Source organism: Dietzia sp. IBK-p2-15D (assembly GCF_057773105.1).
The window spans coordinates 101,468-128,209 of the sequence record NZ_JBYMTK010000009.1 but is presented as its reverse complement, the minus strand read 5'-3'; the positions used below and the strand labels follow the sequence as shown (position 1 = coordinate 128,209).

Below are 26,742 nucleotides of genomic sequence, written 5' to 3'. Positions count from 1 at the left end.
CCACCCATGACCACCGACCCGTCCGAACGCGCGCAGGAGCCGCCGCAGGATCCCACCGACGAGGCCGTCCAGGACGAACCGAACATCCTCGTCCCCCGCCGTCGGCCCATCCAGGAGCGCAGCCGCAAGAAGTTCCAGGCGCTACTGTCCTCGGCCCGGGAAGTGCTGGTCGAGGTGGGGTTCGACTCGTTCACGTGCGAGGAGGTCGCCTCACGTGCAGGCGTTCCGATCGGCACGCTCTACCAGTTCTTCGCCAACAAGTACGTGCTGGTGTGCGAGCTCGACCGCCAGGACGCCCACGGGGTGATCGAGGAGGTCGAGCGATTCGCCCAGAAGATCCCGGCGCTGGACTGGCCCGAACTGCTCAACGACTTCCTCGACCACCTGGCAGACCTGTGGCTGCGCGACCCCTCCCGTCGGGCGGTCTGGCTCGCGACGCAGGCCACTCCCGCCACCCGCGCGACGGCGGCGGTGAACGAGCGCGAGATCGCCCGGATGATCGCCAGCGTGCTGGCCCCGCTCATGCCCGCCACCGAGCGTGAGCGCCGCGCGTTCATGGCCGAGGTGCTGGTCCACGTGGCGTACTCGATGCTCAACTTCTCGGTCAGCGCGGGCCACGTGGCCCCGGGCCACGCCAGCGCGGACCCCGGGGACGACGGCGGGGTCTCCGGCGGCGCGAGCACCGGTTCGGCCGGTGGCGAGGACATCCACGACGCCACCGTCACCGAGCTCAAGCGGATGATGACCGCCTACCTGTGGCTGGCCGAGAAGGAAGCCCAGTCCGACTGACCCGAAACCCGCCCCCGGGTGTGGACGGCGACCAGTTCAGGCGGCTTCTGCCGCGAGCAGGACGGCCCGGATCCTCTGAACAAGTAGCCAAGGTCGCTCGAAGTCGGCCCATCGCCAGTGGATCACCCGGTACCCGAGGGCAGTCAGGATCGCATCGCGGTCCTTCTCCACGCCGAGCCTGCGGCGGGTTTCCATCTCGTCGGCGCCGTCGAAGTACTTCCCGAACCCGTCACATTCTCCTATGACCCCGAGCTCCCGCCACAGGAAGTCCACCCGGCCGATGAAGCGGCCGTTGTCGTCGAAGATCTCGACCTGTGTCTCGGGCTCCGGCAGCCCGTACTCACCGAAGTAGAGGCGACTCCGCGTCTCCGCGATGCTCTCGCTTCTCCGATCAGTCATCCCGATCACAGTACGAGCCCTCCTCACACCGGCCCGTCCCGAGGCGCGGTCCAGCGCCTCCTGCAAAGAGACCTCTGTGACGAGTTCCCGCTGCAGTCCGGCGTCAGCCACCGCGACGCCGGGAACCGGATCACAGCCCCGGGCGATGTCGATGATCGTCCGGTCAGCAGACGTGACGGACATGCCTTCAACATTGACGATTTCGTCCGGGGCGATCGGGCACAGGTCATGCCTCAGGAGTCTGGTGGTCCTGGACCGCTGCGCATGTCCGTGCCGGGAGACCGCGACTCTGCGAAGTGGGAGCCCCCAATCCGGAAGCGAGTGGATCATGGCGGCCGACCAGTGAGTGAATACGGGGCCGTGCAGTGCAGCGTCCGTGGCGAGAACCGACAGCAGATGACGTGCTCCCCTCTCGAGTTCGCGGGCGCTGCCCTCCACGTAGAAACCCGGCCGCAGTCGCACGAGCTCTCCTGTCGTCACCGCCCGGGCGAGCGATTGGGTGCTGTGCCCGGCGGCGATCAACCCTTCGGCGGTCAGGATTCGGGAACATAGTTCATCGATGCTGGTCATGCCGCGATACTCTCGCGCAACATCGCCGGGTCCGCCGGATCGCGTAGGCGGAGCCGGCCCGCCGTGGACGCGCCGGGACCTGTGGACAACATCGCGCCTCCCACCGACCTCGGCTCGAGCCGGCGAGGTCGACGAGCGAAGCGAGATGTGCCCGGCTGCGGCCCCGAGCCACGTTGAGAACCTCTCGCACCCGGTAGGTCGGACGTGCAGAGGAATCCGGTCCGTCCCGACCACCGGACCGAGGCACTCCTCAGAGTTCGATCCGCCCTCGGGGCCCCGCGTGCGTAGGAAATGCCGAGGGGCGGATCGGGCCTCAGGGCCGCACGACGGCGAGCCGCAGGACCGACGGTGGCTGGGCGCAGGCGGTGGCCGGGCGCAGGCGGCGGCCCGGCGCGCACCGCGGCTGGAGGCCGCTACTGCACGCCCGGGCCCTCGAGCACCACGAACGCGATCGCCGATCCACCGTCGTGGCTGAGTGAGACGTTCCAACGAGCGCCCTCGCCGATGGTCGCGGCCACCTGACGGGCCACCTCTCCCCCGAGCCGCACCGAGGGCCGACCCCAGTTGTCGCACACGGTCTCGATCTCGGACCACCGCAGCAGGTCCGGCGCAATGGGCGGGGGCGCGCCATACAGGGCCGCCGACCACGCCTTGACCACGGCCTCCTTCGCCGCCCAGCGGGCAGCGAGGTGACGCGCCAGCGGGTCCTCCCCCGATCTCGCCCCACGGGATTCGGCGCGCTCGCGACACTGCCTGCGTTCGGTGGCCGAGAACGCCCTGGTGAGCCGCGTGCCGGGTTCGGCCAGAGACGCGGCGAAGGCGCCGAGGTCGACGATGTCGACCCCGACGCCTCTCACCCCGGTCGTCACTGCCCGGCCATCACTCCCCGGCCGTCACCGGCCGGCGGTCTCCGCGGCCCCGGTGTCCGCAGACCCGGCAGCGGCGAGGATGCCGTCGGCGTCGAGTCGCGCGGCCGGGTCGAGCAGGACCGCGGCCTCGCGCTCCTTGACCTCGTCGGCCGAGCCCTCCCCGAGTCGACGCGCCTCGGGACGGGCGTAGAGCGCCTCGCCACCGTAGATGGCATCGGTCAGGCGACGGGCGCCCTCACGCTCGCGCCGCAGGCCGGCCTCGCGTATGCGCTCGGACTCGTCCTGCCCGTACTCCGCGGCGACCGCCCGGTGGAAGGCCTCCGGGTGGGCGACGGCGATGAGGCCCGAGACGTGGCCGAAGCCCAGCGAGGTCAACAGACCGGCCTTGAGCGGCAGGTCACCGCCAAGCTGCAGGGTCTCCCGCAGCCACACCAGGTGGCGGTGGCGGTCCAGGACGTCGTCGACGCAGTCCAGCGCCCGGTTCGGCGGCAGGGTGCCGGACCGCAGCATCTGGGTCAGCCCGATGAGCTGGAAGGCCGCGGCGCCACCCTTGGCGTGCCCGGTGAGCGACTTCTGCGACACCACGAACAGCGGATTGCCCTCCGACCGACCGATCGCGGCGGCGAGCCGCTCGTGCAGGTCGGACTCGTTGGGGTCGTTGGCCTTGGTCGAGGTGTCGTGCTTGCTCACCACGGCCACGTCGTCGGCGGTGAGGCCGAGCTGTGCGAGCCCGCGGGCCAGCGGCGAGCGCCGCCCACCGCGACCGGCACCCAGTGCACCCAGGCCGGGGGCCGGGATGGAGGTGTGCGCACCGTCCGCGTACGACCCGGCCCAGGCCACGACACCGGTGACCGGCAGGCCCATGCGGGCCGCGACGTCGCCGCGCGCCAACAGGATCGTGCCGCCGCCCTGCGACTCGACGAACCCGCCGCGCCGCCGGTCGTTGGCCCGGCTGTAGTGCCGCTCGTCGAGCCCCTTGGCCGCCATGGCCGCCGAGTCGGCGGTCGCGGACATGTCGGCGAAGCCCTGGATGCCCTCAGTGGACAGGTCGTCGAACCCGCCGGCCACCACGAACTCGGCCTTGCCGGCGCGGATCTTGTCGAACCCCTCCTCGACGCTCACCGCGGTGGTGGCGCAGGCCGCCACCGGGTGGACCATCGAGCCGTAGCCGCCGACGTAGGACTGCATGACGTGCGCGGCCACCACGTTGGGCAGCGCCTCCTGCAGCGTGTCGTTGGCGCGGCTGCGGCCGAGGATGCCGTCGATGTACAGCGAGCGCATGCTGGTCATGCCGCCCATGCCGGTGCCCTGTGTGTTAGCGACGTCGGCCGGGTGGACGTGGGCCAGCAGCTCCGCCGGGGTGAAGCCCGAGGAGATGAAGGCGTCCACGGTGGCGACGAGGTTCCACGCCGCCACCCGGTCGATGCCGGAGACCATGTCGGCCGGGATGCCCCACGCCGTGGGGTCGAAGCCGGTGGGGATCTGCCCACCGACCACGCGGGTGAGCGTGGTGCGGCGCGGCACGCGGATCTCGGTGCCGGCCTTGCGGGTGACCGTCCACTCGCCGTCCTCGCTGCGGGTGACGACGGTGTTCTCCGGGTCGTCGGACTGGTAGGCGCGGGCCTGGGCCTCGTCGTCCACCACGAAGGACAGGTCCTCCGGCAGGAACACCGAGGTGAGCTGCGGTGAGGTGCCCGAGAACATCTCGGCGCGGGCATCGTCGGCGTAGGTGCGCACGCCCACCCGGGCGAGGACCTCGTCGTGGAAACGCTCGGCGATGTCGGCCTCGTCGATCGGGTCACCGGTTTCGGTGACGGTCCAGCCGGCGCGCGGCGAGTCCTCCCAGGTGATGAGGCCGGTCGACCAGGCCAGCTCGACCACGCCGGCGGCGGTGAGGTCGCCGGTGGTCTCCACCTCGAAGCGGGTGCGGGCGCTGCCGTAGGGGCCGACCTCGCCGGCGCCCACGATCACGACCATGTCCTCGAGCTGCTGGGTGACCTCGCCCCACTCGGGACGCTCGTCGCGCGCCACGGTGGGCAGCGACGGCAGCGCGGCGATGGTGCCGGCGGCCTCCTCCGTCGACGACTCGGTCGAGGTGGCCGGACGGTCGGCGGCGAGCGCGGACATGTCCAGGTTCGCGGTGCCCAGTCCGCCGGTGAGGTCGACGGTGACGGGGGCGTCAGCGGCGGCCGCGCGGAACTCGGGGGTGCACCAGCGCAGCAACTCGCCGGCGATCCCGGTGGTGGACCAGGTGGACACGCCGGCGGCCTCGACGGCCTCGACCAGCGGGTCGTTGTGGCCCATCAGGCCCGTGCCGCGGACCCAGCCGATGATCGCGTGGACGAACGTCACACGCTCGGACCAGGACTTCTCGGAGTCCCACTTGGCGATCATGGCATCCAGCGCGGCCTTGGCCTCGCCGTAGGCGCCGTCGCCGCCGAAGATGCCGCGGTTGGGCGAGCCCGGCAGGACCACGTGCAGGCGGGAGTCGACGTCGGTGTCGGCGCCGATCGCACCGAGTCCGGCGACGAGCTTCTCCACGCCCCACAGCAGGACGCGCATCTCGGTCTCGGCGCGCGGGCCGGCGTCGGCCATCGAGCCCTGGACCCGGGGTGCGGCGAACGGGAACAGCATGGTGGGCGTGAGCGCCGGCTTGAGGACGGTGGTCTGGCCACCGGCCGATTCGGCGTGCTCGGAGCCGACCCACTCCACCAGCGCGTCCACGTCCGAGTAGGACGTGAGGTTCGCGGGCAGGACCCACAGCGCCGCGTCGCCGCGGGCGTTGCTGCGGTAGAGGTCCTTGAAGAAGGACAGCTTGGACTGGTCCAGGTTGGAGGTGGTGGCCACCACGGTGGCGCCGCCCGCCAGGAGGCGTCCGGTGACGGCGGCGGCGATGGAGCCCTTGCCGGCGCCGGTGACGACGGCGACGTCACCCGCGTACTCGCCGACGAACTCCTCGGCCGCGACCTCCGAGATCTCCCGGTAGGCGCTCGCCAGGGCGTCGCGGCGGGCATCGGTCGCCCGGGCCGCCCACCAGCGGGCCTGCTCGGCGACGATCTCGCCGGCACCGCGGAAGGCGTCCGCCGCGTCGGCGGGCACGTCGGACCGGGTCCACAGTCGGGCCAGATCCTCGCGGGCCGAGGCCCAACGGTCGTCCATGAGGACGGCGCGGCCGGCGTCGAAGGCCGGGGCCACCACGCGGCGCCAGTCGGCGCCGAGTTCTGCGGCCACGAGGTCGGCCAGCTCGGAGTCCGGGTCGGCCTCGGCGAGCAGGTCGACCGTCTCGGGCTCGAGGTGTCCGAGGCGGGTGAGCACGCCGCGTGCGGCGCGGGCCAGGACACCGTCGACGCCGGTGATCTCGTCGGCGAACTCGGTCAGCGCGGCGGAGTCGACGACTCCCCCGCCTCCGGCGCCGGACGACGGCATCGCGACGGCCACACCGTGCGCGGCACCGACGGCCGACACGGCGGCGTCGATGAGCGAGTCCAGGCCGGCTACATCCTTGACGCCCGAGGCGTCGAGGGTCGCCAGGTCGCCCCCACGGATGGAGGCGCCGTCACGGGTGCCCAGCGCGATCTCGGCGATAACGTGCTGCGCCCAGCCGGAGCCGAGCTCCCAGGGGCCGGTCACGCGCTCGGTGATGTAGGCGGCCCGCTTTCCGGTGCGGCCGAGGACCGCGCGCAGCGCCTCGCCGACCGCGTCGGACAGGACGGGGCCGAACGGGGCGTACCCGCGCGCCAGTCGTGAGACCTGGTCGGCCAGGGTCGGGAAGTCGGCCTCGGCGGCGCCGTCGATGGCGCCCAGGCTCAGCTCGGTGCCCAGGTCCAGCAGCAGCTGGTTGCGGCGCGAGGACACGCCGTCGCACAGCGTCTCGATGGAGTCGCCGGACGCGATCTGCTCGGGACGGACCTTGGTGCGCAGCGCCACCAGCATGCGGGTGGCGGCGGGCGCGCCGAACTCGAGGTCGTCCGGGCGCGGTGCACCGGGGGCGGCGGTCGCGGCCGGAGCCGCGTCTGATCGGTCCGCACCGGCCGTGCCGGGGGTGTTGACGGCCGGTGCGGGGTCTGTGGGGGCTGCCTGGTCGGCAGCCGCGGTGTTGGTCGAACCAGTGGTGGTGGAGCCGGTGGAGGCGGAGCCGTCGCCGGCGTCCAGCTCGTCGTCGTCGACCTCCACGCTGGGCGGCAGGGTGCCGTACAACGTCGCCGAGTCGCGCTCGATGTTGATCACCTGGGCCCGGGGGCCGCGGTGCGTGGGCAGGTCGAGGGTCTTGGAGGCGAGGTTCGCGACGGTCGGGGCGTTGGAGACACCGACCTCGATGAACTGCTCGATACCGAGTCCGCCACGCTCTACGGGCGTGAAGAACAGCTCCTGGGTCTCGATCCACCGGACCGGGCTGGCGAACTGCCAGGCCAGCAGCTCCACGAGCAGCAGGCGGCCCAGTCGCGTGGGGGTGGCGGCCCACTCGTCCCAGTTCGCGAGGACCTCGGCCAGCGAGTCGGCCGGCACGAGATCGGCGATCTCCTGCACGAAGCCGCGCTCGAGGCTGAACAGGCGCGGCACGAGGTTCGGCACGTAGCGGCCCACGAGCACCGAGATGTCGATGTCGTGCGGGATCAGCTCGTCGAGGGTGGCCCGGAAGTCCGGGACGCCGCCGCGCAGGACGGTGGAGTGGAACGGCACGTCGATGCCGGGCACCAGGATGAAGGCGTTCTTGCCGCCCGAGACCGCGAGCTCCCGCTCCACGGCCTTCTCCAGTGCATTGCACCCGGCGACGGTCCCGGCGAGCGCGTACTGCGAGCCCGCCAGGTTGTAGTTGACGATCTCGATGAACTCGCCGGACTCGCGGGACACGCCGGCCACCCAGTCGGCGACCTCGTCGTCCGAGATCCCCATCTGGGACGGACGGATCGCGGCCATGCGGTAGTCCGAGCGGCCCTGGGCGTCCCGCGGCACCAGCTGGTGCATGGTCGACCCGCGCTGGAAGACGATCTCCAGCAGCGGCTCCAACGCCAGCACACCGGAGATGGCGGCCAGGGCGTCGTACTCGCCGATCGAGTGACCCGCGAAGTACGCGTCCTCGATGAGCAGGCCGTCGGCCTCGAGCTCGGCGCGCTGCGCCACCGCCAGGCAGGCCATGGCGACCTGGGTGAACTGCGTCAGGTAGAGCACGCCGTCCGGGTGCCGGTGGACCTCACCGCGGACGGTGACCTCGGTGGGGTTCTCGCGGACGAGCGCCAGGATCGAGAAGCCGAGCGCGGAGCGGGTGTGCTTGTCGGCGCGGTCCCAGATCTCGCGGGCGGCGGGGCAGCGGGTGCGGCCCTCCATCCCCATCCCCTTGGCCTGGATGCCCTGGCCGGGGAAGGCGTAGACGGTGCGCGGGGCCTCGGTCAGCGCGGTGGCGGCCATGACGGTGGCGCCGTCGACCGTGCACGTGACCTCGAGGACCTGGCCGCCGGCGTGGCGGCCGGTCTGCACGGCACGGACCTTGATGTGGTCGCCCGGGCGGACCGGGGCGAGCATGCGGGCGGTCCAGCCGGCGATCCGCAGGGCGGGGGTCTTCCCGTCCGAGGCCTGCACCGCGTGCTGCGCGGCGGCCGAAAGCCACATGCCGTGGACGATCACGCCGCCCAGTCCGGCCAGCTCGGCCGCGGTGTCGGAGACGTGGATCGGGTTGTGGTCGCCCGAGACCAGAGCGAACGCGGTCATGTCGTGCGGCGCGGTGATCGTGGTGGCCACGCGCGCCTGGCGGGAGGTCTCGGCGGGCTCCGCGGCCCCACCGGACGGGGTGACGAGGGCGCCGCCTGCGGGGCGGGGGTCGCCCACCTCGGCGCGGCCCGTGCGGCCGCGGATCGCGAACCGCTCGGACAGGGTGCACAGCGGGGTGCGGGTGCCGTCGGAGTCCTCCGCGGCGACCTCGACCGACACCTCGACCACGCGGCCGAGGTCGGTGTCGCGGACACCGCCGGACCGGGCGACGACGACGAGGTCGGTCTCCTGCTGCGGCAGCGCCGCGTGCATGCGGACACCGTGGTCCAGGTGGACCAGGTCGAGCAGTCCCTCGACGACGGTGCCGGTGCCACTCGGGCGGCTCGTCTCGCCGAGCACGGCGAACACGGCGGGCCAGGCGGCGCCCACGAGGGCGTCCGGGACGCCGGCGGACGGCACGAGCGAGGTGGGCAGGCTGCCCGCGGTCACGCCCGTGTGGTCGACGGCGAGGGTGGGCTCGAAGGTGAAGCGCGCGGTGGCGGTGTTGCCGTCGACCTCGGGGAGGGCATCGATCACGGAGCCACCCGCACCGCCGCGGCCGACGCCGGCGGCGGTGGCGAGCAGGGTGCGCATGGCGGCCTCGGCGGCGGCGTCGGTGACGACCGGCGCGGCGCCGGTGGCCACGGCGTCGCCGAGGGTGATGGTGATGGTCATCTCGGTCGGGCCGACGGGCAGCGTCAGGTCGACGGTCCGGCCGTCGGCGGCCGGGGTGAGCACGGCGCCGGAGACGGGGTGGCGGCCGACGCCCTCGGCGTCGATCTCCCAGGCGTGGAGCACACCGAGGCGGTGGACGGGGCTGATGACGAGACGGCCGGCCCAGGTGACGTCGGGGCTGTTTAGCACGTCGGCGACGGGCCCGGAGGCGGTGGTGACGATCCCGCGGCGGCGGCTGCTCACGGCCTCGGTGGAGGGCATGTAGCCGGACACGCGCTCGGCGGTGGCGGCCTCGAAGCGGTCGAGGAGGTCACCGACGGGCTCGTCGGCACGCGTGATGCCGGCGACCGCGGTCGTGCCGGGGATGATGCACACGGCGTCGGCGTCGTAGCGCGGGTCGTGGGCCTGCCACAGCGAGTCCGAGCGCCACCAGCGGCGCACGTCACCGTCGATGACGGGCACGAACGGCACGGGCTTGCCGGGCATACGGCAGATGTCGAGGAACTCGGCGGCGTCGGCCGGGTGCAGCACGGCGTCGGCGAGCCCGGGGTACCGGGCGGCGAGGGCGGCGATCACCTCGGCCGGGCGCTCCATGGACTCCTCGCGCGGGAACGCCGAGACGATGCGGCCGGTGTCGGCGGCGTCGAGTCGTGCCTCGGTGCGCTGCACCATGCGGTGGAAGCGCTCGCGGATGGTGGGGTCGAGCCACACCGAACGGTCGTCGTCGGCCACTGCCTCGGAGGCGGTGCCGGCGGCAGGATCGGCGGCGACGGACAGCTCGACGAATCGGCGCAGCCACTGCTCGTAGGTCATCGAGTCGAGGTCGCCGAAGTAGGGCTTGGCGGTGCCGTTGATCGCGGCGATGATCTCGTCGCGGCGGGCGGCCACGGCCTCGGCGTCGCCGGCGACCTCGTCGAGGAGGCGCCCGGTGCGCGCGGCGGTGTTGTCGATCTCATGGATGTCCGCACCGAGCTGGCTGCGGCCGGAGGCCATGCCGCCGTCGGCCTGACCGGCACCGACCCAGGCGTCGACGCCCACGGTGTCGACGAGCATCTGCTTGACCTGGGGGCTGGTGGTGGCCTCGAGGGTGGCCATGGCGGCGGTGCCGACGAGGATGCCGTCGACGGGCATGGCCGGGTAGCCGTGGGCGTTGGCCCAGGACCCGGTGAGGTAGTCGGCCGCCCGCTCGGGGGTGCCGATGCCACCGCCGACGCAGAGAACGACGTTGGGCCGCTCGCGCAGCATGGCGTAGGTGGCCAGCAGGAGGGCGTCGAGGTCCTCCCACGAGTGGTGACCGCCGGCGCGGCCGCCCTCGACCTGGACGATCACCGGCATGTGGGGGACCTCGGCGGCGATGCGCACGACCTGGCGGATCTGGGCGACGGTGCCCGGCTTGAAGCTCACGTGCCGCAGGCCGGCCTCGGTGAGCTCCTCGATGAGGGCGACCGATTCGTCGAGCTCGGGGATGCCGGCGGTGACGATCACACCGTCGAAGGGCACGCCCGCGGCGCGGGCACGCTGGACGAGACGCTTGCCTCCGACCTGCAGCTTCCACAGGTAGGGGTCGAGGAACAGCGAGTTGAACTGGGCGCTGCGACCGGGCTCGAGGAGCTCGGTGAGGCGCTGGGTGTTCTCGGCGAAGATCGCCTCGGTGACCTGGCCGCCACCGGCGAGCTCGGCCCAGTGGCCCGCGTTGGCCGCGGCGGCGACGATCGCGGGATCCACGGTGGTCGGCGTCATTCCGGCGAGGAGGATCGGCGAGCAGCCGGTGAGGCGGGTGAAGGAGGTCTCCACGTGGACGCTGCCGTCGGGCAGGGTGACCAGCTGCGGCTGGAACGCGGTCCACGGCCGCTCGATCGGCGGGGTCGCACCCGGGGTGAAGAGGTTGCGCAGGCCGCCGCGGGTGGCGGCGGCGACCACGCCGACGCCCTGGCCGCGGATCACGGAGCGGTTGAGGCGGGTCAGCGCCTCGCCCGGGCCCATGTCGAGGATCCACTGGGCCCCGGCGTGCAGGGTCTCGGCCATCTCCTCGACCCAGTCGACCGGCTCGGCGAAGACCTGGCGGGCGAGGTGGGCGGCGCGGTCGGCGTCCAGGCCACAACGCTCCGCCCAGCGGGAAACGACGTCGACGGCCGGGGCCATCGCGGGGTGGTGGAACCCGACCTCGACGTCGAGCGGGTCGAAGACGGGGGCGAAGATCTCGCCGCCGGTGAGCTTGGCCTCGCGACGACGACGCGACTCGGCCTCGAGGTCGGCGCAGTGGCGACGCAGCTCCTCGAGATCGTCCGGTCGACCGACCACGACGTGGCGGCGCTGCGCGTTGCGGATGGAGACGGTGGGGCGGATCGTGGCGTCGACGCCGGCGAACAGCTCGTCGACCAGCGTGCGCAGGTCCTCGCCGTCGATCCCCGACACGCCCACCATGGGGCTCGCCTCGCCGCGGCGGAACAGACCGACGCGCCGTCCGACCAGGGTGGCGGCGGCGCCGATGAGCTCGGCGACGGCCAGCAGCCGGTCGTCGATGGACCCGAAGGTCTCCACCGACTCGACGGCGAGGATGCCCTGGGAGTGGCCGACCACGGCCGCGGGGGTCGTGTCATTGACGTCGAAGCCCTCGGCGGCGAGAGCCCGCAGGGCACCCATCTGCGTGAGCAGCACCGCGGGCAGCGAGACCGCGGCAGCGGAGAGGGAGGCGTCGTCGGGCAGGTCCGCGCCGTCCTCGTCCTCACCGGTGGTGGTGTTGGCCCACTCGATGGGCCGGAAGCCGTGCGTGCGGACGACGGCGATCTCGTCGTGGACGGGCTCGGTCAACGCGACGGAGGCGTCGACGAGGTCCTGGAGCTCCGGTCCGATACCCGTGCCGTCGATGAGGTCGCTCAGCGCGTCGCGCCAGGCGATGCCCTGTCCACCGAAGGCGAGCGCATAGGCCGTGCCCTCACGGAGCTCGTCTGCGAGAGCGGGGGCGCCGCGGCGGGCGGCGAAGCCGGTCTCGAGCGGGCGGGGGGTGAGGTCGCGGTCATCGATCGTCACGTGGGGAACTCCTTGGGCACTGCGTCAGGGACATCGCGTCGGCCGGCCAGCGGTTACGGCGCAGGACACAGATTGCCACACGAACTTGAGGGGTTCCTCAGCTTGAGGGGGTACGCGCGACCGAAACACGCGACCCGGTGATCGCGCGTCGGATGATCCGTGTCACATTCGGACATGACGCGAGCCTCATATCAACAGGTGAGGGGGGCCTCAGGTTTGCCGACGGTCCCGTTACCTGATCGTTATCTCGTTCTCAGGCGTTCCTCGACCCCCCACGGCGTGTCGCGGACGCCCCCCACGGCGTGTCGCGGACAGCGACCGCTTGCGTCAGGCGCCGCAGCGCAGGATCGCCATGGCGACCGCGTCGAGGCCTTCCGTGGGACACAGATCGGCGGAGAGGCGTCGCGGCCCCGACGTCCACTCGACATGCGCCGTCCGCACCGGAGCGCCGAAGGCGATGGTCACCAGTCCCCCGATGCCCGGTGTCCCGTCCGGCCCCAGGGCGCCGGCGCCGACCGTCTCGACACCCACCACCTCTGCGACGGTGGCGGGCCCCGGAGCGGGGATGAGGCTCACGTCGATCCGGGTCCCGTCGAAGGCCCCGACCCACACCGCGAAGGTTCCCGTCCCGTCCGCGCGAAGATCCAGGGTGTATCCGTGCGCGAACCACGACCCCGTCTCCTCCACGAGGTCGGCCGGCACCGGGACCGGCGCCACCACGGGATCCTGCGCCGCAACGGGGGCCGGTGAGCCGGCCGGGCCTGTCGGGCTCGGAGCGGAGGCGATCGCCGGATTCACCGCCCCCACCGCGAGGACACCGGCGACGACCGCCGACGCCACCGCGCGGAATGCAGACGTGCGATTTTCCGCGCTTCGTGTGCCGATATCGGTCCTCATGGGCTTACCGTATTCCCACGAGTCACACATCTCGATGCAGCGATTGCGTCGATCCGGTCACCAACACGCAACGGCCGGGCTAGAAGTTGGTACACGCCGGGGACGCACGCACCGTCCCATGACAGGACCGCGCGGGCCCGCGGGCCCGCCCGTCGACAAGGAGTCGTCCCATGACACGACCAACCACCCGAAGCGGGGTGAAGCCCCGGGAGACGTTCTCCCGTCGCTCCGTCTTCGTCTTCGCCGCCATCGGCTCCGCCGTCGGCCTGGGCAACATCTGGCGCTTCCCGTTCGTCGCCTACGACAACGGTGGCGGCGCCTTCCTGCTGCCCTACCTGGTGGCACTTCTCACCGCGGGTCTCCCCCTGTTGTTCTTCGACTACGCCATCGGTCACCGCTTCCGCGGATCCGCCCCGTTGAGCTTCCGGCGGATGAACCGGTTCGCCGAACCCATCGGGTGGATCCAGGTCCTGGTCTCCTTCGTCATCGCGGTCTACTACGCGGTCATCATCGCCTGGGCCGCCAGCTACGCCTGGTTCTCCGTCGATGAGCGGTGGGGCTCGACCTACGAGGAGTCCGCGACCTTCTTCGCCGAGGACTTCCTCCGCGCGGGCAGTGGGTTCGGCATCGATTTCGTGCCGGGCATCGCCATCGTCCTCGCGGTGGTCTGGATCGTCACCCTCGGCGTCCTCCTCGCCGGCGTGCAGAAGGGCATCGGACGAACCGCGATGTTCTTCGTCCCGCTCCTGGTCGCTCTGTTCGCGGCCCTGGTGGTCCGCTCCCTCTTCCTCGACGGCGCGCTCGAGGGTCTCAACAACTTCTTCACGCCCGACTGGGGCGTCCTCACGGAGCCGTCCGTGTGGATCGCCGCCTACGGTCAGATCTTCTTCTCCCTGTCGGTCGGCTTCGGCATCATGCTGACCTACTCGTCCTACCTCAAGCGCAAGACCAACCTCACCAGCTCCGGTCTGGTCGTGGGCTTCTCCAACTCGGCGTTCGAGGTCCTCGCGGGCATCGGCGTCTTCGCCACCCTCGGCTTCCTGGTGACCACGTCGGCGGGAGCCGGCTGGGACGATGTCGGGGGCGGCCCGGGCCTGGCGTTCATCGCCTTCCCCGCCCTCATCTCGCAGATGCCGGGCGGGCCGATCTGGGGCGTCGTGTTCTTCGTCTGCCTCATCCTGGCGGGCCTCACGTCCCTGATCTCCATCACCGAGGTGGTCATCTCGTCCTTCCAGGACAAGATCGGGTCCTCGCGCACCGCGGCCACGCTGGCGGTGGGTGTCCCGATGGCCGCCATCTCCCTGCTTCTCATGCCCACAGAGACCGGCCTGCAGAATCTCGACATCCTCGACAAGTTCGTCAACAGTCTGGGCATCGTCGGCATCTCGCTCATCGCGTTGGTCGTGGTGATCTTCGGCATGCGCCTCGCCCCGCAGTTGCGCGATCACCTCAACTCGGTGTCCTCGTGGAGGGTGGGCACGTTCTGGATCGTGTGCCTGGCCGTCATCACGCCGCTCGTGCTCGGCTACTCCCTCATCCGCGAGATCATGACCCTGATCTCCGAACCGTACGAGGGGTACGAGGCATCCGTCCTCGGCGTCTGGGGTTGGGGCATGATCGCCACGATCCTCGTGCTGTCGGTGGTCCTGTCCCTCCTGCCGTGGCGCGGGTCCCGTCAGCTCGACGGCCCCCCGACGGTCGACGACGATCCGAGCGACTTCGCCTACGAGGAGGGCCTCACCCCTCCCGCCGCCGACCGCCCGTCCGGTGCGACGGCGTCCCCCCGCAAGACCAAGGAGGCCTGAGCAATGGATGCTCCCGCGATCATCATGATGGTCCTGTTCCTGCTCGTGATCTGGGGCGGACTCGTCGCCAGCATCGTCCACTACGCGAGCCACCCCGACGGGGTCGACGAGGGTGCCGTCCGAGAAGCGGCGGAACGCGGCAGGGGCTGACCCCGCCCAACCGCAGCTCCCGGCCCCGGTTCCGCCCACGGACCCGGGGCCGGGTCATTCCCGGCGGTCGCCCACCGCCGGGCCGTCGGAACCCGCCTCGTACTCCTCGAGCGGGACCCCGCCGGCCTCCCACGCCTCGATCACCGGAGTGAGGATCCGCCAGCACTCCTCGGCCACGTCACCGCGGACCGTCAGCAGTCGGTCGCCGTCGAGGATGCGTCCGAGGACCTCCCCGTACGGCAGCAGCTCGCTGTCCCCCAGGTCAGCGGACAGGCGGGTGCTCTCGAGCGTGAACCGGTCGTCGGCCGCGTTCGTCGCCAGCTCGAGGGACACCCGGTCGCGCGCGATCCCGATCGTCAGCCGGGTCGGCGGAACACCCCCCGAGAACGCCCCGGGCACGTGGCGCGGCGGCCGGAACGCCACCGTCACCCGCATCGAATCCTCGCCCAGCGCCTTGCCCGACCGCAGGAACACCGGCACCCCGGCCCACCGCTGGTTCCGTATCTCCAGGACGACCTCGGCGAACGTCTCGGTCCCCCGAGCCGGGTCGACGCCGTCCTCATCCGCGTAGGACACCACGTCCCTGCCACCCGCCCGCCCGGCGGTGTAGCGGCCCCGGCGCGAGGAGACGAGCGGATCGCCATCCCACACGCGCGTCGCACGCAGCGTGGTGACGATGAGGTCGTGGAGTTCGGTGGCGTCGAGGCGCGCGGGTGCATCCATCGTCGCCAGCGCCATCACCAGCAGCAGGTGGGACTGGAGCATGTCGACGAGCGCGCCCGCGGAGTCGTAGTACCCGGCGCGGCCCTCGAGGGCGAGCGTCTCGTCCGCGACCACGTCGATGCGCTCCACGTGTTCCGCGGTCCACACCGGCTCCATGATGCGATTGGCGAACCGCATGCCGAGGATGTTGAGCACGGTCGCCTCCCCGAGGAAGTGGTCGACCCGGTACACGCGGTCCTCGGGCACGAGGTCGGTGAGCAGTGCGTTCACCCTGCGCGCCGAGGCGAGGTCGTCGCCGAACGGCTTCTCCAGCGCGAACCGCACGTCGTCGCGCAGTGGGCGCCCGCGCAGGCCCTCACACGCTGCGGCCGTGACGGCCGGTGGGAGGGCGAAGTACAGCACCACCGGTCCGTCCAGCCCGTCGATGAAGTCGGAGAAGGCCTCGGCGTCCGTCACGTCCAGTTCGACGAACCGGGTCGAGTCCACGATCCCGTCGACCTGCTCCGGGGAGCGGTCTCCGGCGCGCAACGCACCGCGGACGAGGTCGCGCCAGTCACCGTCGTCCATCCCGGAACGCCCGGAGCCGATGACGGTGACGTCACGGTCGGGATCCGTGGCGAGCAGGGTCCCCAACCCGGGGAGCAGGAATCGCTCGGTGAGGTCGCCACCGGCTCCCAGGATCGCGAGGGTGGGACGGTCGGTCGTGGTCGGCGACATGCCGCAGACGCTACCCGCGGGGCGGCGCCGCAGTAGCGTGTGACCATGGACACCAACAGCCCCGATGTCACGACCGACGCCCCCGCCGCCGAGCCTGCCGGGCAGGCCCCCGAGGAGATCCGTCACCTCATCCAGCAGTGGAAGCGCCTCGACGAACTGCTCGCCGGGCTCAAGAGAGACGACTGGATCGCACCGACCCCTCTGCCGGGGTGGACCGTCCGAGATGTCGTGGCACACGTGGCGGGCACCGAGCACATGCTCGCCGGTGAGACGGTCCCGGACATCGAGGTGCCCGCCTCCGCCCGCGAGTACGTGCTCAACCCGATCGCGGAGCTCAACGAGAAGTTCGTACAGGAGGCGCGCCCGCTGGCTGTCGAGGACGCGTTCGAGGACTTCCGCGACGTCGTCGCCGAGCGCACGGAGCAGCTCTCCGAGATGAGCGCTGCAGACCTCGAGGCCGAGACCGACTCCCCCGTCGGCCGCGTTCCGTTCCGCCGCTTCATGGGCGTGCGGGTCTTCGACTGCTGGATCCACGAGGACGACATCCGGCAGGCCATCGGGATGCAGCATCACCTCGGCGGCGACATCGGCCGGTTCGCGGTCGGGGAGATCGTGACTGCCCTGCCCCGCATCGTCGGCAAGAAGGCCGCCGCGCCGGACGGCTCCCGGGTCCGGTTCCGCGTCACGGGTGAGGCGGGCACCGATCTGCCGCTGGCCACCGATGTCGTCGTGGACGGACGCGCAGCCCTCGCCGACGTCGACGACACCGCGCAGCCCACCGTGGAACTGGTCTTCGACACCCCGACCTTCGTCCGCGCGGCGACCGGCCGGATCGTCGCCGAGCCGGGCAGCGGCGTGGAGATCAGTGGCGACGAGGACCTGGGCCGGACGATCCTCGGGTCGCTGGCCTTCACCATCTGACGCCGTCGTCGCCCGTGTCCGGACCTCACATCGTCGTCATGGGCGTCTCGGGCGCCGGGAAGTCGACGGTCGCCCGTGTGATCGCCGAACGCCTCGGTGCGCCGTTCCTCGACGCCGATGACGTGCATCCGACCGCCAACCGCCGGAAGCTGAGCGCCGGTGAGCCCCTGACCGACGATGATCGCCGGCCGTGGTTGGCCGCGGTCCGGGGCGGCATGCGGGAACGCGATCGGACGATGGGCAGCGGCACGGGGCTCGTCGTCGCGTGTTCGGCGCTGCGACGTGCCTATCGCGACATCCTGCGGCAGGTGGAGCGCCCGGTGTTCTTCGTCGAACTCGGCACCGACCCCGAGCTCATCGCGGCCCGACTCGCCGCCCGCCGGGGGCACTTCGCGTCCCAGCGAATCCTCGAGTCCCAGCTGAGCACCGTGGAGCCGCTCGAGGCCGACGAGACCGGGATCGTCTGCCCGATCACGCTGCCGGTGTCCGAGATCGCGGACGAGGTCCTCGCCGCTCTCTGACCCTGTTCTCGCCGCCCTCTGACGCACCCCGCCAACGGGTCAGTCCGCGTCGCGTCGCGGCCACCCCGGGACGTCGTCGAGAACGGAGCCGTTGCCCAGCTGCGAACCGGTGATGACGCTCCTGCTCCCGTCGCTCTCCAGGATGACGGCGACGGCCTCGCCGAGGTCCCCGATTCCCGAGGAGCGGAGGGTCTGGCGGATGTCGGCGTGCGTGAGCCGGTGCCGCGCCAGCTGGTCGTCGAGGATGACCCCGTCGCGGACGAGCAGAGTCGGCTGTGCGGTCAGGGCCTTACGCCCGCCCGGCAGTCGCCTCAGCTGGGAGACGACGTACTGCAGCAGGACGAGCAGCGCCAGTGCGACCGCGCCCTCGGCCCACGACACGTCGGAGCTGAGGATGATGGTCGCCAGCGTCGAACCCAGCGCGACGGTGACGATGAAGTCGAAGGCGTTGAGTTGCGCGAGGGTGCGCTTGCCGAACGCCCGGATCGCCACCACGAGGAAGATGTACGCCGCGGTGCCCACGAGGAGTATCCGGAGGATGTCGGACCAGTTGTCGAACCACATGCCCGAACCGTACCGACCACGACGGTTCCTTCTACCTCTCCGACATCGGGGTGGCGAAGTGCTGGACGTAGAGATGAGCCTCCGGGAGACCCTGGTACGCGGCCGTCCGCAGGCAGACACCCACGCGGGTGAGGTCCGGGTCGAGGATGTTCTCCCTGTGGCCCGGGCTCTGCATCCAGTTGGCGACCGGATCCGGACCGCCCGTGGACGAATAGAACAGATTCTCGGCAGCTCTGGAGTAGTCGACACCGGCCTCCCGGAAGAACGTGGACGGGCCGCCGCTGCCGTCAGGCGCGGTGTGCCCCCAGTAGTCCCTCGCGATCATGTCGTCCGCTTTCGCACAGGCGCTGTCGCGGAGCCTCTCGCTGGCGTCCAGGGGCGGAAGGCCGTTCTCGCTCCGCTGTACGTTCGTCTCCGCTTCCACCGGGGACGGCTCCGCCGGGGGCTCGACCGCAGCCTGATCCCCGGGGGCCTTCGACGAGAGGCCCCGGTCCACCGCGACATCCACCTGCGCGCAGCCGGCCACCGCCATCGAGACCGCCAGGATCAGCGACGCGGCCGCTGCTCTCGCGGCCATCCGGTTCCTCATCCTGATCACCCGATCCGAGTGGAAAGACCAGTGCGCCCGGGGAGACTTGAACTCCCACGTCCGTAGACACTGGAACCTAAATCCAGCGCGTCTGCCAATTCCGCCACGGGCGCGTCACCCGGGGGTACCGGGCGAGATGAGTTTACCGTGTGGTCAGCGGTACCGTGGAGGCGTGTCCGACACCCTTGGCTCCCACGCGACCGGAAGTGCCACGGCTTCCGGCGACCCGGCGCGGACCAGGGTCAAGCACCGCCCGGCGTGGATCGCGTTCGTCGTCCTGGGGGCGATCTTCTGCATGGGCATGGGGCTGTGGCAGCTCGCCCGCTACCAGGAGGCCACCGGGACCGCGCAGAACCTCGGGTACACGTTCATGTGGCCGTTCCTCGCCGGGTTCCTCGTCTACGCGTACCTGAAGTACGTGCGCATGGAGGCCGACGAGGGTGACCGGATCGCCGCCGCGGACGGCGTCGACGGGGGTCACCGCGCGGGGGACGACGCGGAAGACGACGAAGACGGCGACGACGACGAGGTCGGCCGGCCCTCAGGGGTCACTGCGACCACCGGGAAGAACCGAACCGGCCGGCGCCGCGGCCCCGTCATGACGGAGATCCCCTCGGACCTGCTGCCGACGCGTCGACCCGCCCGGGACGAGGCGGTCCGGGACGAGGGCCTGGACGCCTACAACTCTTATCTCGCCGAACTCGCCCGGAAAGACCGGGTCGACGGCACTCACCAGGAGAAGCCTGCTTCATGACCGCCGCAGCCACCCAGCAGACCGACAACCGCAAGCCGGATCCCGGCGGCAAGATCGCCGGGGCGCTCAAGCGCTACCGCGTGCTGGCCTGGATCACCGGTGTCTGGCTCCTGGTGCTCACGGTGGAGATGATCTACAAGTACCTGATCCTGGAGAACTCGTCGGACGCCCCGGACTGGTTCACCTACATCGGGCAGGCGCACGGCGTGTTCTACATCCTGTACCTGTTCATGACGCTCGACCTGGCGATCAAGGCCCGTTGGCCCGCGTCGCGCACCCTGCTCACCGCGCTGGCGGGGACGATCCCGTTCCTGTCGTTCTGGTTCGAGAACAAGCGGACCCGCGACGTCCACGCCGAGTACGCGGTCTGATCCGCCCGTGATCTGACGCGATGCCGACCAGCCGTGACCGTGACCTCAGATGACGGTGCTGGTCTGACATGCCTGTGATCGCCGCGGCCAGGCGCGTGCCCGGGACTACGGTGCAGCGCGTCGGCCTGGCGCTCGCCGTCCTGGTCCCGGTCGCGGTGTTGTTCGCCGATCTCCCGGGCCTCGACCCGCCCGCCCAGCGCATGCTGGCGGTGTTCTCCGTGGCGGTCATCCTGTGGGTCACCGAGGCGATCCCCCTGGTCGCCACGGCGGTCCTGGTGATCTTCCTGCAGGTCCTGCTCATCTCCGACGAGGCTCTGGTCGGCTTCGGTGACACCGCGTTCGAGGCACCCACGGCGGAGTCGATCTACGCCACCCTGGCCCACCCCGTCATCATCCTGTTCCTGGGCGGCTTCCTCCTGGCTGACGGCGCCGCCAAATACCGACTGGACCGCAACCTCACCGCGGTGATGCTGCGGCCGTTCCGCGGCAACCTCCGGCTCACCGTGTTCGGACTGATGTTCATCACCGCCGTGCTCTCGGCGTTCATGTCCAACACCGCCACCACCGCCACCATGCTCGCGGTCCTCATCCCCGTCCTGGCGGTGTCCCCGTCCCCCGCCGCCCGTGCGGGGCTGGCGTTGAGCATCCCCGTCGCCGCCACGGTGGGTGGCCTGCTCACCCCGGTCAGTTCGCCGCCCAACGCGATCGCGGTGGGCACCCTCGCGGACCAGGGCATCCGCATCACCTTCGTCGACTGGCTGCTGGCGACCGGACCGTTGGTCATGGTCCTGCTGGTCGTGGCATGGGCCGTGTTGTCGGTCCGCTACCTCGACCGTGGCGTGGCCGTGGACATCGACGTGCGAGTGGACCTCGACACGCGTCCCCGGGCGGTCCTGTTCTACGTGGTCGCCGGACTCACCGTGGTGCTGTGGCTCACCGAGGCCGCGCACGGTATCCCGGCGGCGACGGTGGCGTTCCTGCCCGTCACCGTGCTGCTGGCCACCTCTGTGATGACCGGCGAGGACCTGCGGCGCCTGCAGTGGCCGGTGCTGTGGTTGGTCGCCGGCGGGATCGCGTTGGGCAGCGGGGTCGCCGCCACGGGGCTCGACGAGTGGATGATCGGGCTGGTCGACTGGGCGACCCTGCCGGGGCTGGCAGTCACACTGGGATTGCTCACCCTGGCTCTGCTCCTGGGCACGCTCATCTCGAACTCCGCCACGGCCAATCTGCTCATCCCGCTGGTGCCGGGCCTGGCGGTGACCGTCGGCTCGGATTCGGTGATCCTGGCCGTGGCCCTGGCCGTCGTCTGCGGCCTCGGTATGGCTCTGCCGGTGTCCACCCCGCCCAACGCGATCGCCTACGCCACCGGCGAGATCCGTACCAAGGACATGGCCGCGATCGGCATCGTCGTCGGCGTGGTCGGGTTGGTGCTGGTGGCGTTCGTCATGCCCGCCTGGTGGTCCCTGACAGGCCTGACATGACCGCCCGCGACACGACCCCGCCGCGCCCGATCACCCGTGACGAGGGCCGGCCCCTCCGGCCGATTCTGGTGGTGGGCCACGGCCCGGTCGCCGCCGCCGTCGCCCGCGAGATCGACAGCGCGGCCAGCGCGGCCAGCGCGGCCAGCGCGGGTACGGCCAGCCCGGCCGGCGCGGATGCGGCCGAGGTGATCGTCCACCGCGCCGACGATCCCGCGGCCGCGTCCCGGCTCGTCGCCGCGCTCGGCGGCACCGCCGCCGGTCCGGAGGTGGTGGTCGCGGTCGGCGACGAGCACCATCCCGACGCGATCCTCAGCGCGGTCGTCTCCGCCTCCGGGCCGGAGGATCCGCCGCCGCGACTGCGCGTGGTCACCTCCGGCGCCACGGTCACCGGGATCGAGCGGGCGGTCGACGCGGGCCTGCTCGACGGCGTCGTGGCGGTGCCGTGGGCGCCCGGCGAACTGGGCCCGCGGATCCTCACCTGGTGGGCCAGGCTGGACGCCGGGCGCCGCCGGGACGCCGAGGGCGGGCCCGAGCACGCCGCCCTGCGCCACCGCGCCCCCACCGGGATACCCGGAGTGCACCCGCGGGCCGCCGAACTGCTGCCGTCGCTGCGGGGCTCGCGGCGGACCGCCGTCGCCGAACTCGTGGACGCGCTCGAGGAGTCCCTCGGCCCCCGCCCGCGGATCGAGCTTCCGCCCGGCGTCGTCCTGTCCCGCCGCGACGCCCGGCTCGGTGGGCTCTACATCCTGCTGCGCGGCGAGGTCGAGGTCCTCATCCCGGGCCGCCCCTTCCCCGAGGGCCAGAACCCCTACCGTGGCGGCCCGTTGATCGGGCTGCCGGGCCTCGTCGGCGACCGCACCGCCCTGCACACCACCCGGACCCTCACCGACTGCGCGCTCGTGCACCTGTCCGAGGAACAACTCGTCACCGCCCTGACCCGCAGCCCCCGCGTCGGGACCGCACTGGGCGTGGCCGCCGTCCACGGACTCGACGACCGGCTCCGCCACGCCGAGTCACAGCGCCTCACCGAGACCGAACTCGCGGTGCGCCTGCACGAGGAGCGCGAGCGGCTCGCCGACGCCCTCGACGCCCTGTCCGAGGCCCGCGTCGAGCTCATGAGCCAGGCCTCCGCCGCCGCGATCGGACAGATGGCGGCCGGGCTGTTCCACGAGCTCAACAACCCGCTGGCCGCCCTCGAGGGCGCCCGCGACCACCTGCTGGCCGACCTCGAGACCCTCGTCGCCCGCGGCGGGGACGCCGAGCTGGTGACCAGGGCGCTCCGCCGCGCGCGGACCGCGAAGGCGCGCCCCACGGCCGAACTGCGCAGCGCGCGCCGGCGGGTCCGTGCCGTGCTGCCGGACGCCGAGACCACCCGCAGGGTGGTGGCCGCCGGATTGGACGACGACGAGACGCTCCGGGCCCTCTCGTCGTCGTCACCCGGTACGCGCGAGGCCGTCGTCACGGCGGCGGCGATCGGCTCGGCGGCCCGCAACCTCGACCTCGCGGTGGATCACATCGCCGACCTCGTGTCCTCGCTGCGCTCGTCCATGCGCCCGCTCGACGCCGCCTACGTCCCCACCGACGTCGCCACGACCATCGACGACGCGCTGCGCATCACCGCCCACCGTCTGCCCGGGGTCCAGGTGGTCCGCGACATCGCCGAGGGCCTGCCGGACGTCACCGCCCACCCAGGCCAGCTGACCCAGGTGTGGATCAACCTGCTCACCAACGCCGCCGACGTCCTCACCGGCCCGCAGGCCCCGCCCGACCCCCGGGTCCGGATCGGTGCCGGGGCCTCGAACGGCGGCGAGGTGATCGTCACCGTCACGGACAACGGCCCCGGCGTGCCGGACGAGATCAGCGACAAGATCTTCGAGCCCCGCTTCACGACCAAATCCGGACGCATACGCTTCGGGCTGGGCCTGGGGCTGGGGATCAGCCACCGGATCGTGCTCGACCACGACGGCGTGATCGACCTCGACTCCCGGCCGGGGCACACCGCATTCCGGGTGACCCTGCCCGCCGCCGACCACAGCGAGGAGCCCCTGACGTGACGCACGCCCGATCCGCCCGAGCCGTCCCCGACCCGCGACTCACGATCCTGGTCCTCGAGGACGAACCCGAGGTCCGCGAGGCACTCGAGGCCGATCTCGCGCCGTTCGCCGACATCGCCCGCGTAGAACCCGCCGAGGACGTGCCCGACGCCCACGCCGTGCTGGACGAGGTCGCGGCTGACGGCGACGTGCTCGCGTTGGTCCTGGCCGACCACCGGCTGCCCGGACGCTCCGGGACCGACTTCCTCGTGGAGCTCATGGCCTCGGGCCGGCACCCACACGTGCGGACCGTGCTGGTGACCGGCCAGGCCGACCACGCCGACACCATCCGCGCGGTCAACGAAGGCGGGCTGGACTATTACGTCGCCAAGCCGTGGAACCCCGACGACCTACGAGCACTCGTACGTCGGCAGCTCACCGAGTACGTCCTGTGGTCGGGCGCCGACCCGGTCCCCCACCTGCGCGTGCTCGAGACCGAGCGGGCACTGGAGGCCGTGCGCGGACGCAGCGAGCTCTAGTCGGCACCGGCATCCGACCGGCGCGCGTCGGCCAGCGTGCGCCGGTCGGATGCCGCCGTCAGGCCCGCTCGGCGAGTACCCGCAGCGCCGGCACCAGGGCGCGCAGGGCCCGGCCACGGTGCGAGGCCGCGTCCTTCTCCTCCGGGCTGAGCTCGGCGGCGGCGCGGTCGGACCCCTCGGGCATGAACAGCGGATCGTACCCGAACCCGCCTGCACCACGCGACTGCCGCAACACGCGGCCCGGCCAGCGGCCCTCCTGCACGATCTCGCCCACCCCGTCCTGAGCAGCAGGCGAGCCCGCAGCGTGCGGGACGCCCTGACCGACCAGCGCGCACGCCGAGACGAACGCCGCTCCCCGGCGCTCCTCCGGCACATCCGCCAGCTGCGCGAGCAGGAGCGCGTTGTTCGCGGCGTCGTCGCCGTGCCGCCCGGCCCAGCGCGCCGACAGGACCCCGGGCATGCCGTTGAGGGCGTCCACCGCCAGTCCCGAGTCGTCCGCCAGGCACGGCAGGCCGGTCGCCTGCGCACCGGATCGGGCCTTGATCAGCGCGTTGTCCGCGAAGGTGGCGCCGTCCTCGGGCTCCTCCGGGTACTCCGGCACCTCGTCCAGTCCCACCGGCTCGATGCCGACGATCCCCGCCGACTCCAGCACCCGGCGCAGCTCGGCCAGCTTCTTGGCATTGCGGCTCGCGACCACCAGGCGAACGGTCACGACTACCGCCCTCGGTTCCGTGCAGCCGGCGGCGACGGCAACTCGCCCGGGTAGGGCGCCGCGAGGGCCTCGCGCTGCATCTCGAACAGTCGCTCGCAGCCGGCCTGCGCCGAGTCGAGCATCGCGTCCAGCAGGTCGCGGCCGAACGCCGCGCCCTCGGCGGTCCCCTGGACCTCGATGAGCTTGCCGCCGTCGGTGCACACCACGTTCATGTCCACCTCGGCCCGCGAATCCTCCTCATAGGGCAGGTCGCACAGGACGCGGCCGTCGACGACGCCGACGCTCACCGCGGCGACCGCCCCGGTGAGCGGGTTGCCGGTGACCGCGCCCTTGGCCTGCAGCCACGTGATCGCGTCCGCCAGGGCCACGTACGCGCCGGTGATCGCCGCGGTCCGTGTCCCGCCGTCGGCCTGCAGGACATCGCAATCCAGGGCGATCGTGTTCTCCCCCAGCGCGGACAGGTCGATGCAGGCCCGCAGGGAGCGGCCCACCAGACGGCTGATCTCGTGGGTGCGACCGCCCACCTTGCCGCGGACCGACTCCCGGCCCGAGCGCTCGTGGGTCGCGGCCGGCAGCATCGCATACTCCGCCGTGAGCCACCCCAGGCCCGAACCCTTGCGCCACCGCGGCACGCCCTCGGTGACGCTTGCCGTACACATGACGCGGGTCTGCCCGAAGGTGACGAGGACCGACCCCGCCGGGTGCGAGGTGAACCCCCGCGTGATGGTCACGTCCCGCAGGTCGGCGTCGCCGCGTCCGTCTGCTCTGCTGCTGTTCGATGAGGTCACGACCGCCGATCCTAGCCGCCGGACGCCGGCCCCGGAGGGGCAGGCGGTGTGGGTGGGGCCGGCGGACGCCTCCTGGTGAGGTGCCGCCGGCGAGACGCCGACGCTGTCGCCGCCGCTGACGCCGCCGGACTGGCTTATGCGCTCTCTTTGGTCCATTCGCGCAGCTCAACCCCGGCGGATGCGTACATTCCCCCAGCACAAGCCAGGAGTGGCTCACAAGTCAGGAGCGGCCGGGAGGGGCCGTAGCGGGAAGGGCCGGGGCCGGGAGGGGTCGGGTGGTGCCGACCCGCCACCTAGACGGTGATCCGCAGATCCGGCTCCGCCAGCAGGATCTCCCCGCCGAACTCGACGGCCGCCTCCGCGCGCACCGCCTCGCGGTCCACCCACGGCGGGATGTGGGTCAGCACGAGACGACCCACGCCGGCGCGGTGAGCGGTCAGGCCCGCCTCCGCCCCCGACATGTGGATGCCCGGCGGGCGTCCCTCCTCGTGCGTCCAGGACGCCTCACAGAGCAGGACGTCCGCGCCGACCGCCAGCTCGACCAGGGCGTCGCAATAGGCGGTGTCCCCGCTGTACGCCAGGACCCGGCCGCTACGGGAGGTCAGGCGCATTCCGTACGACTCCGGAGGATGCTCCACCCGGTCGGCCCGCACGCGCAGGGCCACCTCGTCGTCGTCGCCCCTCATCTCCACCTCGGGCGCGACGTCCCACGTGGCCACGTCGAACGTGTCCGACAGGTCGTCGACCGTCCCCGGCTCCTCCGCCGACGCCACCCCGATCCGGTAGGCCGTCCCGGACGGCCCGACCAGCGGCACGCGGCCCGCGCCCTTCGCACCGGGGCCGAAGCGCCGCAGGACCAACAGACTCGGGACATCCAGGCAGTGGTCGGCGTGGAGGTGGGACAGCAGGACGGTCGCGTCCTCGGGGGCCACGTGTCGTTGCAGCGCGCCGAGGACACCGGGCCCCATGTCGATCACCACGGGGGCGAGACCGTCGACCTCCACCAGATACCCGGACGCCGGCGAGGTGGGTCCACCGATACTTCCCGAGCACCCGAGGACAGTCAGAAACATGGGCACCATCGTGCCACGCCGCACCGC

20 protein-coding genes and 1 tRNA gene are annotated in these 26,742 nt (G+C 72.0%); 10 read left to right on the top strand and 11 right to left on the bottom strand.

The window, feature by feature from the left end; genetic code table 11:
• Positions 1-6: 6 nt before the first annotated feature.
• Positions 7-789, top strand: a complete 783-nt coding sequence (locus tag AC3DEV_RS12920) for a TetR/AcrR family transcriptional regulator (protein WP_119192381.1) — start codon at positions 7-9, stop codon at positions 787-789.
• Between the two features lie 36 nt (positions 790-825).
• Here the strand turns inward: AC3DEV_RS12920 and AC3DEV_RS12915 are convergent, their stop codons facing one another.
• The 4 genes from AC3DEV_RS12915 to AC3DEV_RS12900 form a co-directional block, all read right to left on the bottom strand.
• A complete protein-coding gene (locus AC3DEV_RS12915; protein WP_488372372.1) occupies positions 826-1,758 on the bottom strand; it encodes a type IV toxin-antitoxin system AbiEi family antitoxin domain-containing protein in 933 nt (310 codons plus the stop codon).
• Positions 1,759-2,171: 413 nt separating this feature from the next.
• A complete protein-coding gene (gene acpS, locus AC3DEV_RS12910) occupies positions 2,172-2,627 on the bottom strand; it encodes a holo-ACP synthase AcpS (protein ID WP_096905818.1) in 456 nt (151 codons plus the stop codon).
• Between the two features lie 24 nt (positions 2,628-2,651).
• Positions 2,652-12,077: a fatty acid synthase subunit beta domain-containing protein gene (locus tag AC3DEV_RS12905; RefSeq protein ID WP_488372371.1), complete on the bottom strand. Its 9,426-nt coding sequence runs from the start codon at positions 12,075-12,077 to the stop codon at positions 2,652-2,654.
• Between the two features lie 327 nt (positions 12,078-12,404).
• Complete coding sequence (locus AC3DEV_RS12900) at positions 12,405-12,974, bottom strand: hypothetical protein (protein WP_069389772.1); 570 nt, start codon at positions 12,972-12,974, stop codon at positions 12,405-12,407.
• 170 nt (positions 12,975-13,144) lie between these two features.
• Between AC3DEV_RS12900 and AC3DEV_RS12895 the strand changes: the two genes are divergently transcribed.
• Together AC3DEV_RS12895 and AC3DEV_RS12890 are read left to right on the top strand one after the other, a co-directional pair.
• Entirely contained in the window at positions 13,145-14,779 is a 1,635-nt protein-coding gene (locus AC3DEV_RS12895; RefSeq protein WP_067719869.1) for a sodium-dependent transporter, read from the top strand.
• Positions 14,780-14,782: 3 nt separating this feature from the next.
• Positions 14,783-14,929: a methionine/alanine import family NSS transporter small subunit gene (locus AC3DEV_RS12890; RefSeq protein WP_120286360.1), complete on the top strand. Its 147-nt coding sequence runs from the start codon at positions 14,783-14,785 to the stop codon at positions 14,927-14,929.
• Positions 14,930-14,983: 54 nt separating this feature from the next.
• Here AC3DEV_RS12890 and AC3DEV_RS12885 read toward each other — a convergent pair whose 3' ends face one another.
• Complete coding sequence (locus AC3DEV_RS12885; protein ID WP_488372370.1) at positions 14,984-16,369, bottom strand: glucose-6-phosphate dehydrogenase; 1,386 nt, start codon at positions 16,367-16,369, stop codon at positions 14,984-14,986.
• Between the two features lie 45 nt (positions 16,370-16,414).
• Between AC3DEV_RS12885 and AC3DEV_RS12880 the strand changes: the two genes are divergently transcribed.
• On the top strand, positions 16,415-17,290 hold the full coding sequence (locus AC3DEV_RS12880) for a maleylpyruvate isomerase family mycothiol-dependent enzyme (RefSeq protein WP_488372369.1): 876 nt from the start codon (positions 16,415-16,417) through the stop codon (positions 17,288-17,290).
• A gap of 14 nt (positions 17,291-17,304) precedes the next feature.
• Complete coding sequence (locus AC3DEV_RS12875) at positions 17,305-17,811, top strand: gluconokinase (RefSeq protein ID WP_488372368.1); 507 nt, start codon at positions 17,305-17,307, stop codon at positions 17,809-17,811.
• Between the two features lie 39 nt (positions 17,812-17,850).
• On the opposite strand, the gene AC3DEV_RS12870 is transcribed toward AC3DEV_RS12875, so the two are convergent.
• The 3 genes from AC3DEV_RS12870 to AC3DEV_RS12860 form a co-directional block, all read right to left on the bottom strand.
• Positions 17,851-18,375, bottom strand: a complete 525-nt coding sequence (locus AC3DEV_RS12870) for a DUF421 domain-containing protein (RefSeq protein WP_206474624.1) — start codon at positions 18,373-18,375, stop codon at positions 17,851-17,853.
• Between the two features lie 31 nt (positions 18,376-18,406).
• The gene (locus AC3DEV_RS12865; RefSeq protein ID WP_206474623.1) at positions 18,407-18,952 is read right to left on the bottom strand and encodes a CAP domain-containing protein; all 546 of its coding nucleotides are present in this window, start codon (positions 18,950-18,952) and stop codon (positions 18,407-18,409) included.
• A 43-nt stretch (positions 18,953-18,995) separates the two neighbouring features.
• A tRNA-Leu gene (locus AC3DEV_RS12860) sits at positions 18,996-19,077 on the bottom strand.
• 59 nt (positions 19,078-19,136) lie between these two features.
• On the opposite strand from AC3DEV_RS12860, the gene AC3DEV_RS12855 reads away from it, so the two are divergent.
• The 5 genes from AC3DEV_RS12855 (at position 19,137) to AC3DEV_RS12835 (ending at position 24,142) form a co-directional block, all read left to right on the top strand.
• Positions 19,137-19,718 carry a hypothetical protein gene (locus tag AC3DEV_RS12855; protein WP_488372367.1) on the top strand — a complete coding sequence of 194 codons (582 nt, stop codon included), beginning with the start codon at positions 19,137-19,139 and terminating at the stop codon, positions 19,716-19,718.
• Positions 19,715-20,089 (top strand): DUF3817 domain-containing protein, encoded by a 375-nt coding sequence (locus tag AC3DEV_RS12850; RefSeq protein WP_206474619.1) that lies wholly within the window; start codon positions 19,715-19,717, stop codon positions 20,087-20,089. Before AC3DEV_RS12855 ends, AC3DEV_RS12850 begins: the two co-directional genes overlap by 4 nt.
• A gap of 68 nt (positions 20,090-20,157) precedes the next feature.
• Positions 20,158-21,570 carry an SLC13 family permease gene (locus AC3DEV_RS12845; RefSeq protein WP_488372366.1) on the top strand — a complete coding sequence of 471 codons (1,413 nt, stop codon included), beginning with the start codon at positions 20,158-20,160 and terminating at the stop codon, positions 21,568-21,570.
• Entirely contained in the window at positions 21,567-23,624 is a 2,058-nt protein-coding gene (locus AC3DEV_RS12840; protein ID WP_488372365.1) for a sensor histidine kinase, read from the top strand. The genes AC3DEV_RS12845 and AC3DEV_RS12840 overlap by 4 nt, the downstream gene beginning before the upstream one ends.
• Positions 23,621-24,142, top strand: a complete 522-nt coding sequence (locus AC3DEV_RS12835; RefSeq protein ID WP_067719896.1) for a response regulator — start codon at positions 23,621-23,623, stop codon at positions 24,140-24,142. Before AC3DEV_RS12840 ends, AC3DEV_RS12835 begins: the two co-directional genes overlap by 4 nt.
• Before the next feature lie 58 nt (positions 24,143-24,200).
• Here the strand turns inward: AC3DEV_RS12835 and AC3DEV_RS12830 are convergent, their stop codons facing one another.
• The 3 genes from AC3DEV_RS12830 to AC3DEV_RS12820 all read right to left on the bottom strand — a co-directional run bounded on the left by AC3DEV_RS12830 (position 24,201) and on the right by AC3DEV_RS12820 (position 26,715).
• The gene (locus AC3DEV_RS12830; RefSeq protein WP_488372364.1) at positions 24,201-24,854 is read right to left on the bottom strand and encodes a non-canonical purine NTP pyrophosphatase; all 654 of its coding nucleotides are present in this window, start codon (positions 24,852-24,854) and stop codon (positions 24,201-24,203) included.
• 2 nt (positions 24,855-24,856) lie between these two features.
• Positions 24,857-25,642 carry a ribonuclease PH gene (rph, locus tag AC3DEV_RS12825; RefSeq protein WP_096905846.1) on the bottom strand — a complete coding sequence of 262 codons (786 nt, stop codon included), beginning with the start codon at positions 25,640-25,642 and terminating at the stop codon, positions 24,857-24,859.
• Positions 25,643-25,935: 293 nt separating this feature from the next.
• Positions 25,936-26,715 (bottom strand): MBL fold metallo-hydrolase, encoded by a 780-nt coding sequence (locus tag AC3DEV_RS12820; protein ID WP_067719963.1) that lies wholly within the window; start codon positions 26,713-26,715, stop codon positions 25,936-25,938.
• Positions 26,716-26,742 lie beyond the last annotated feature (27 nt).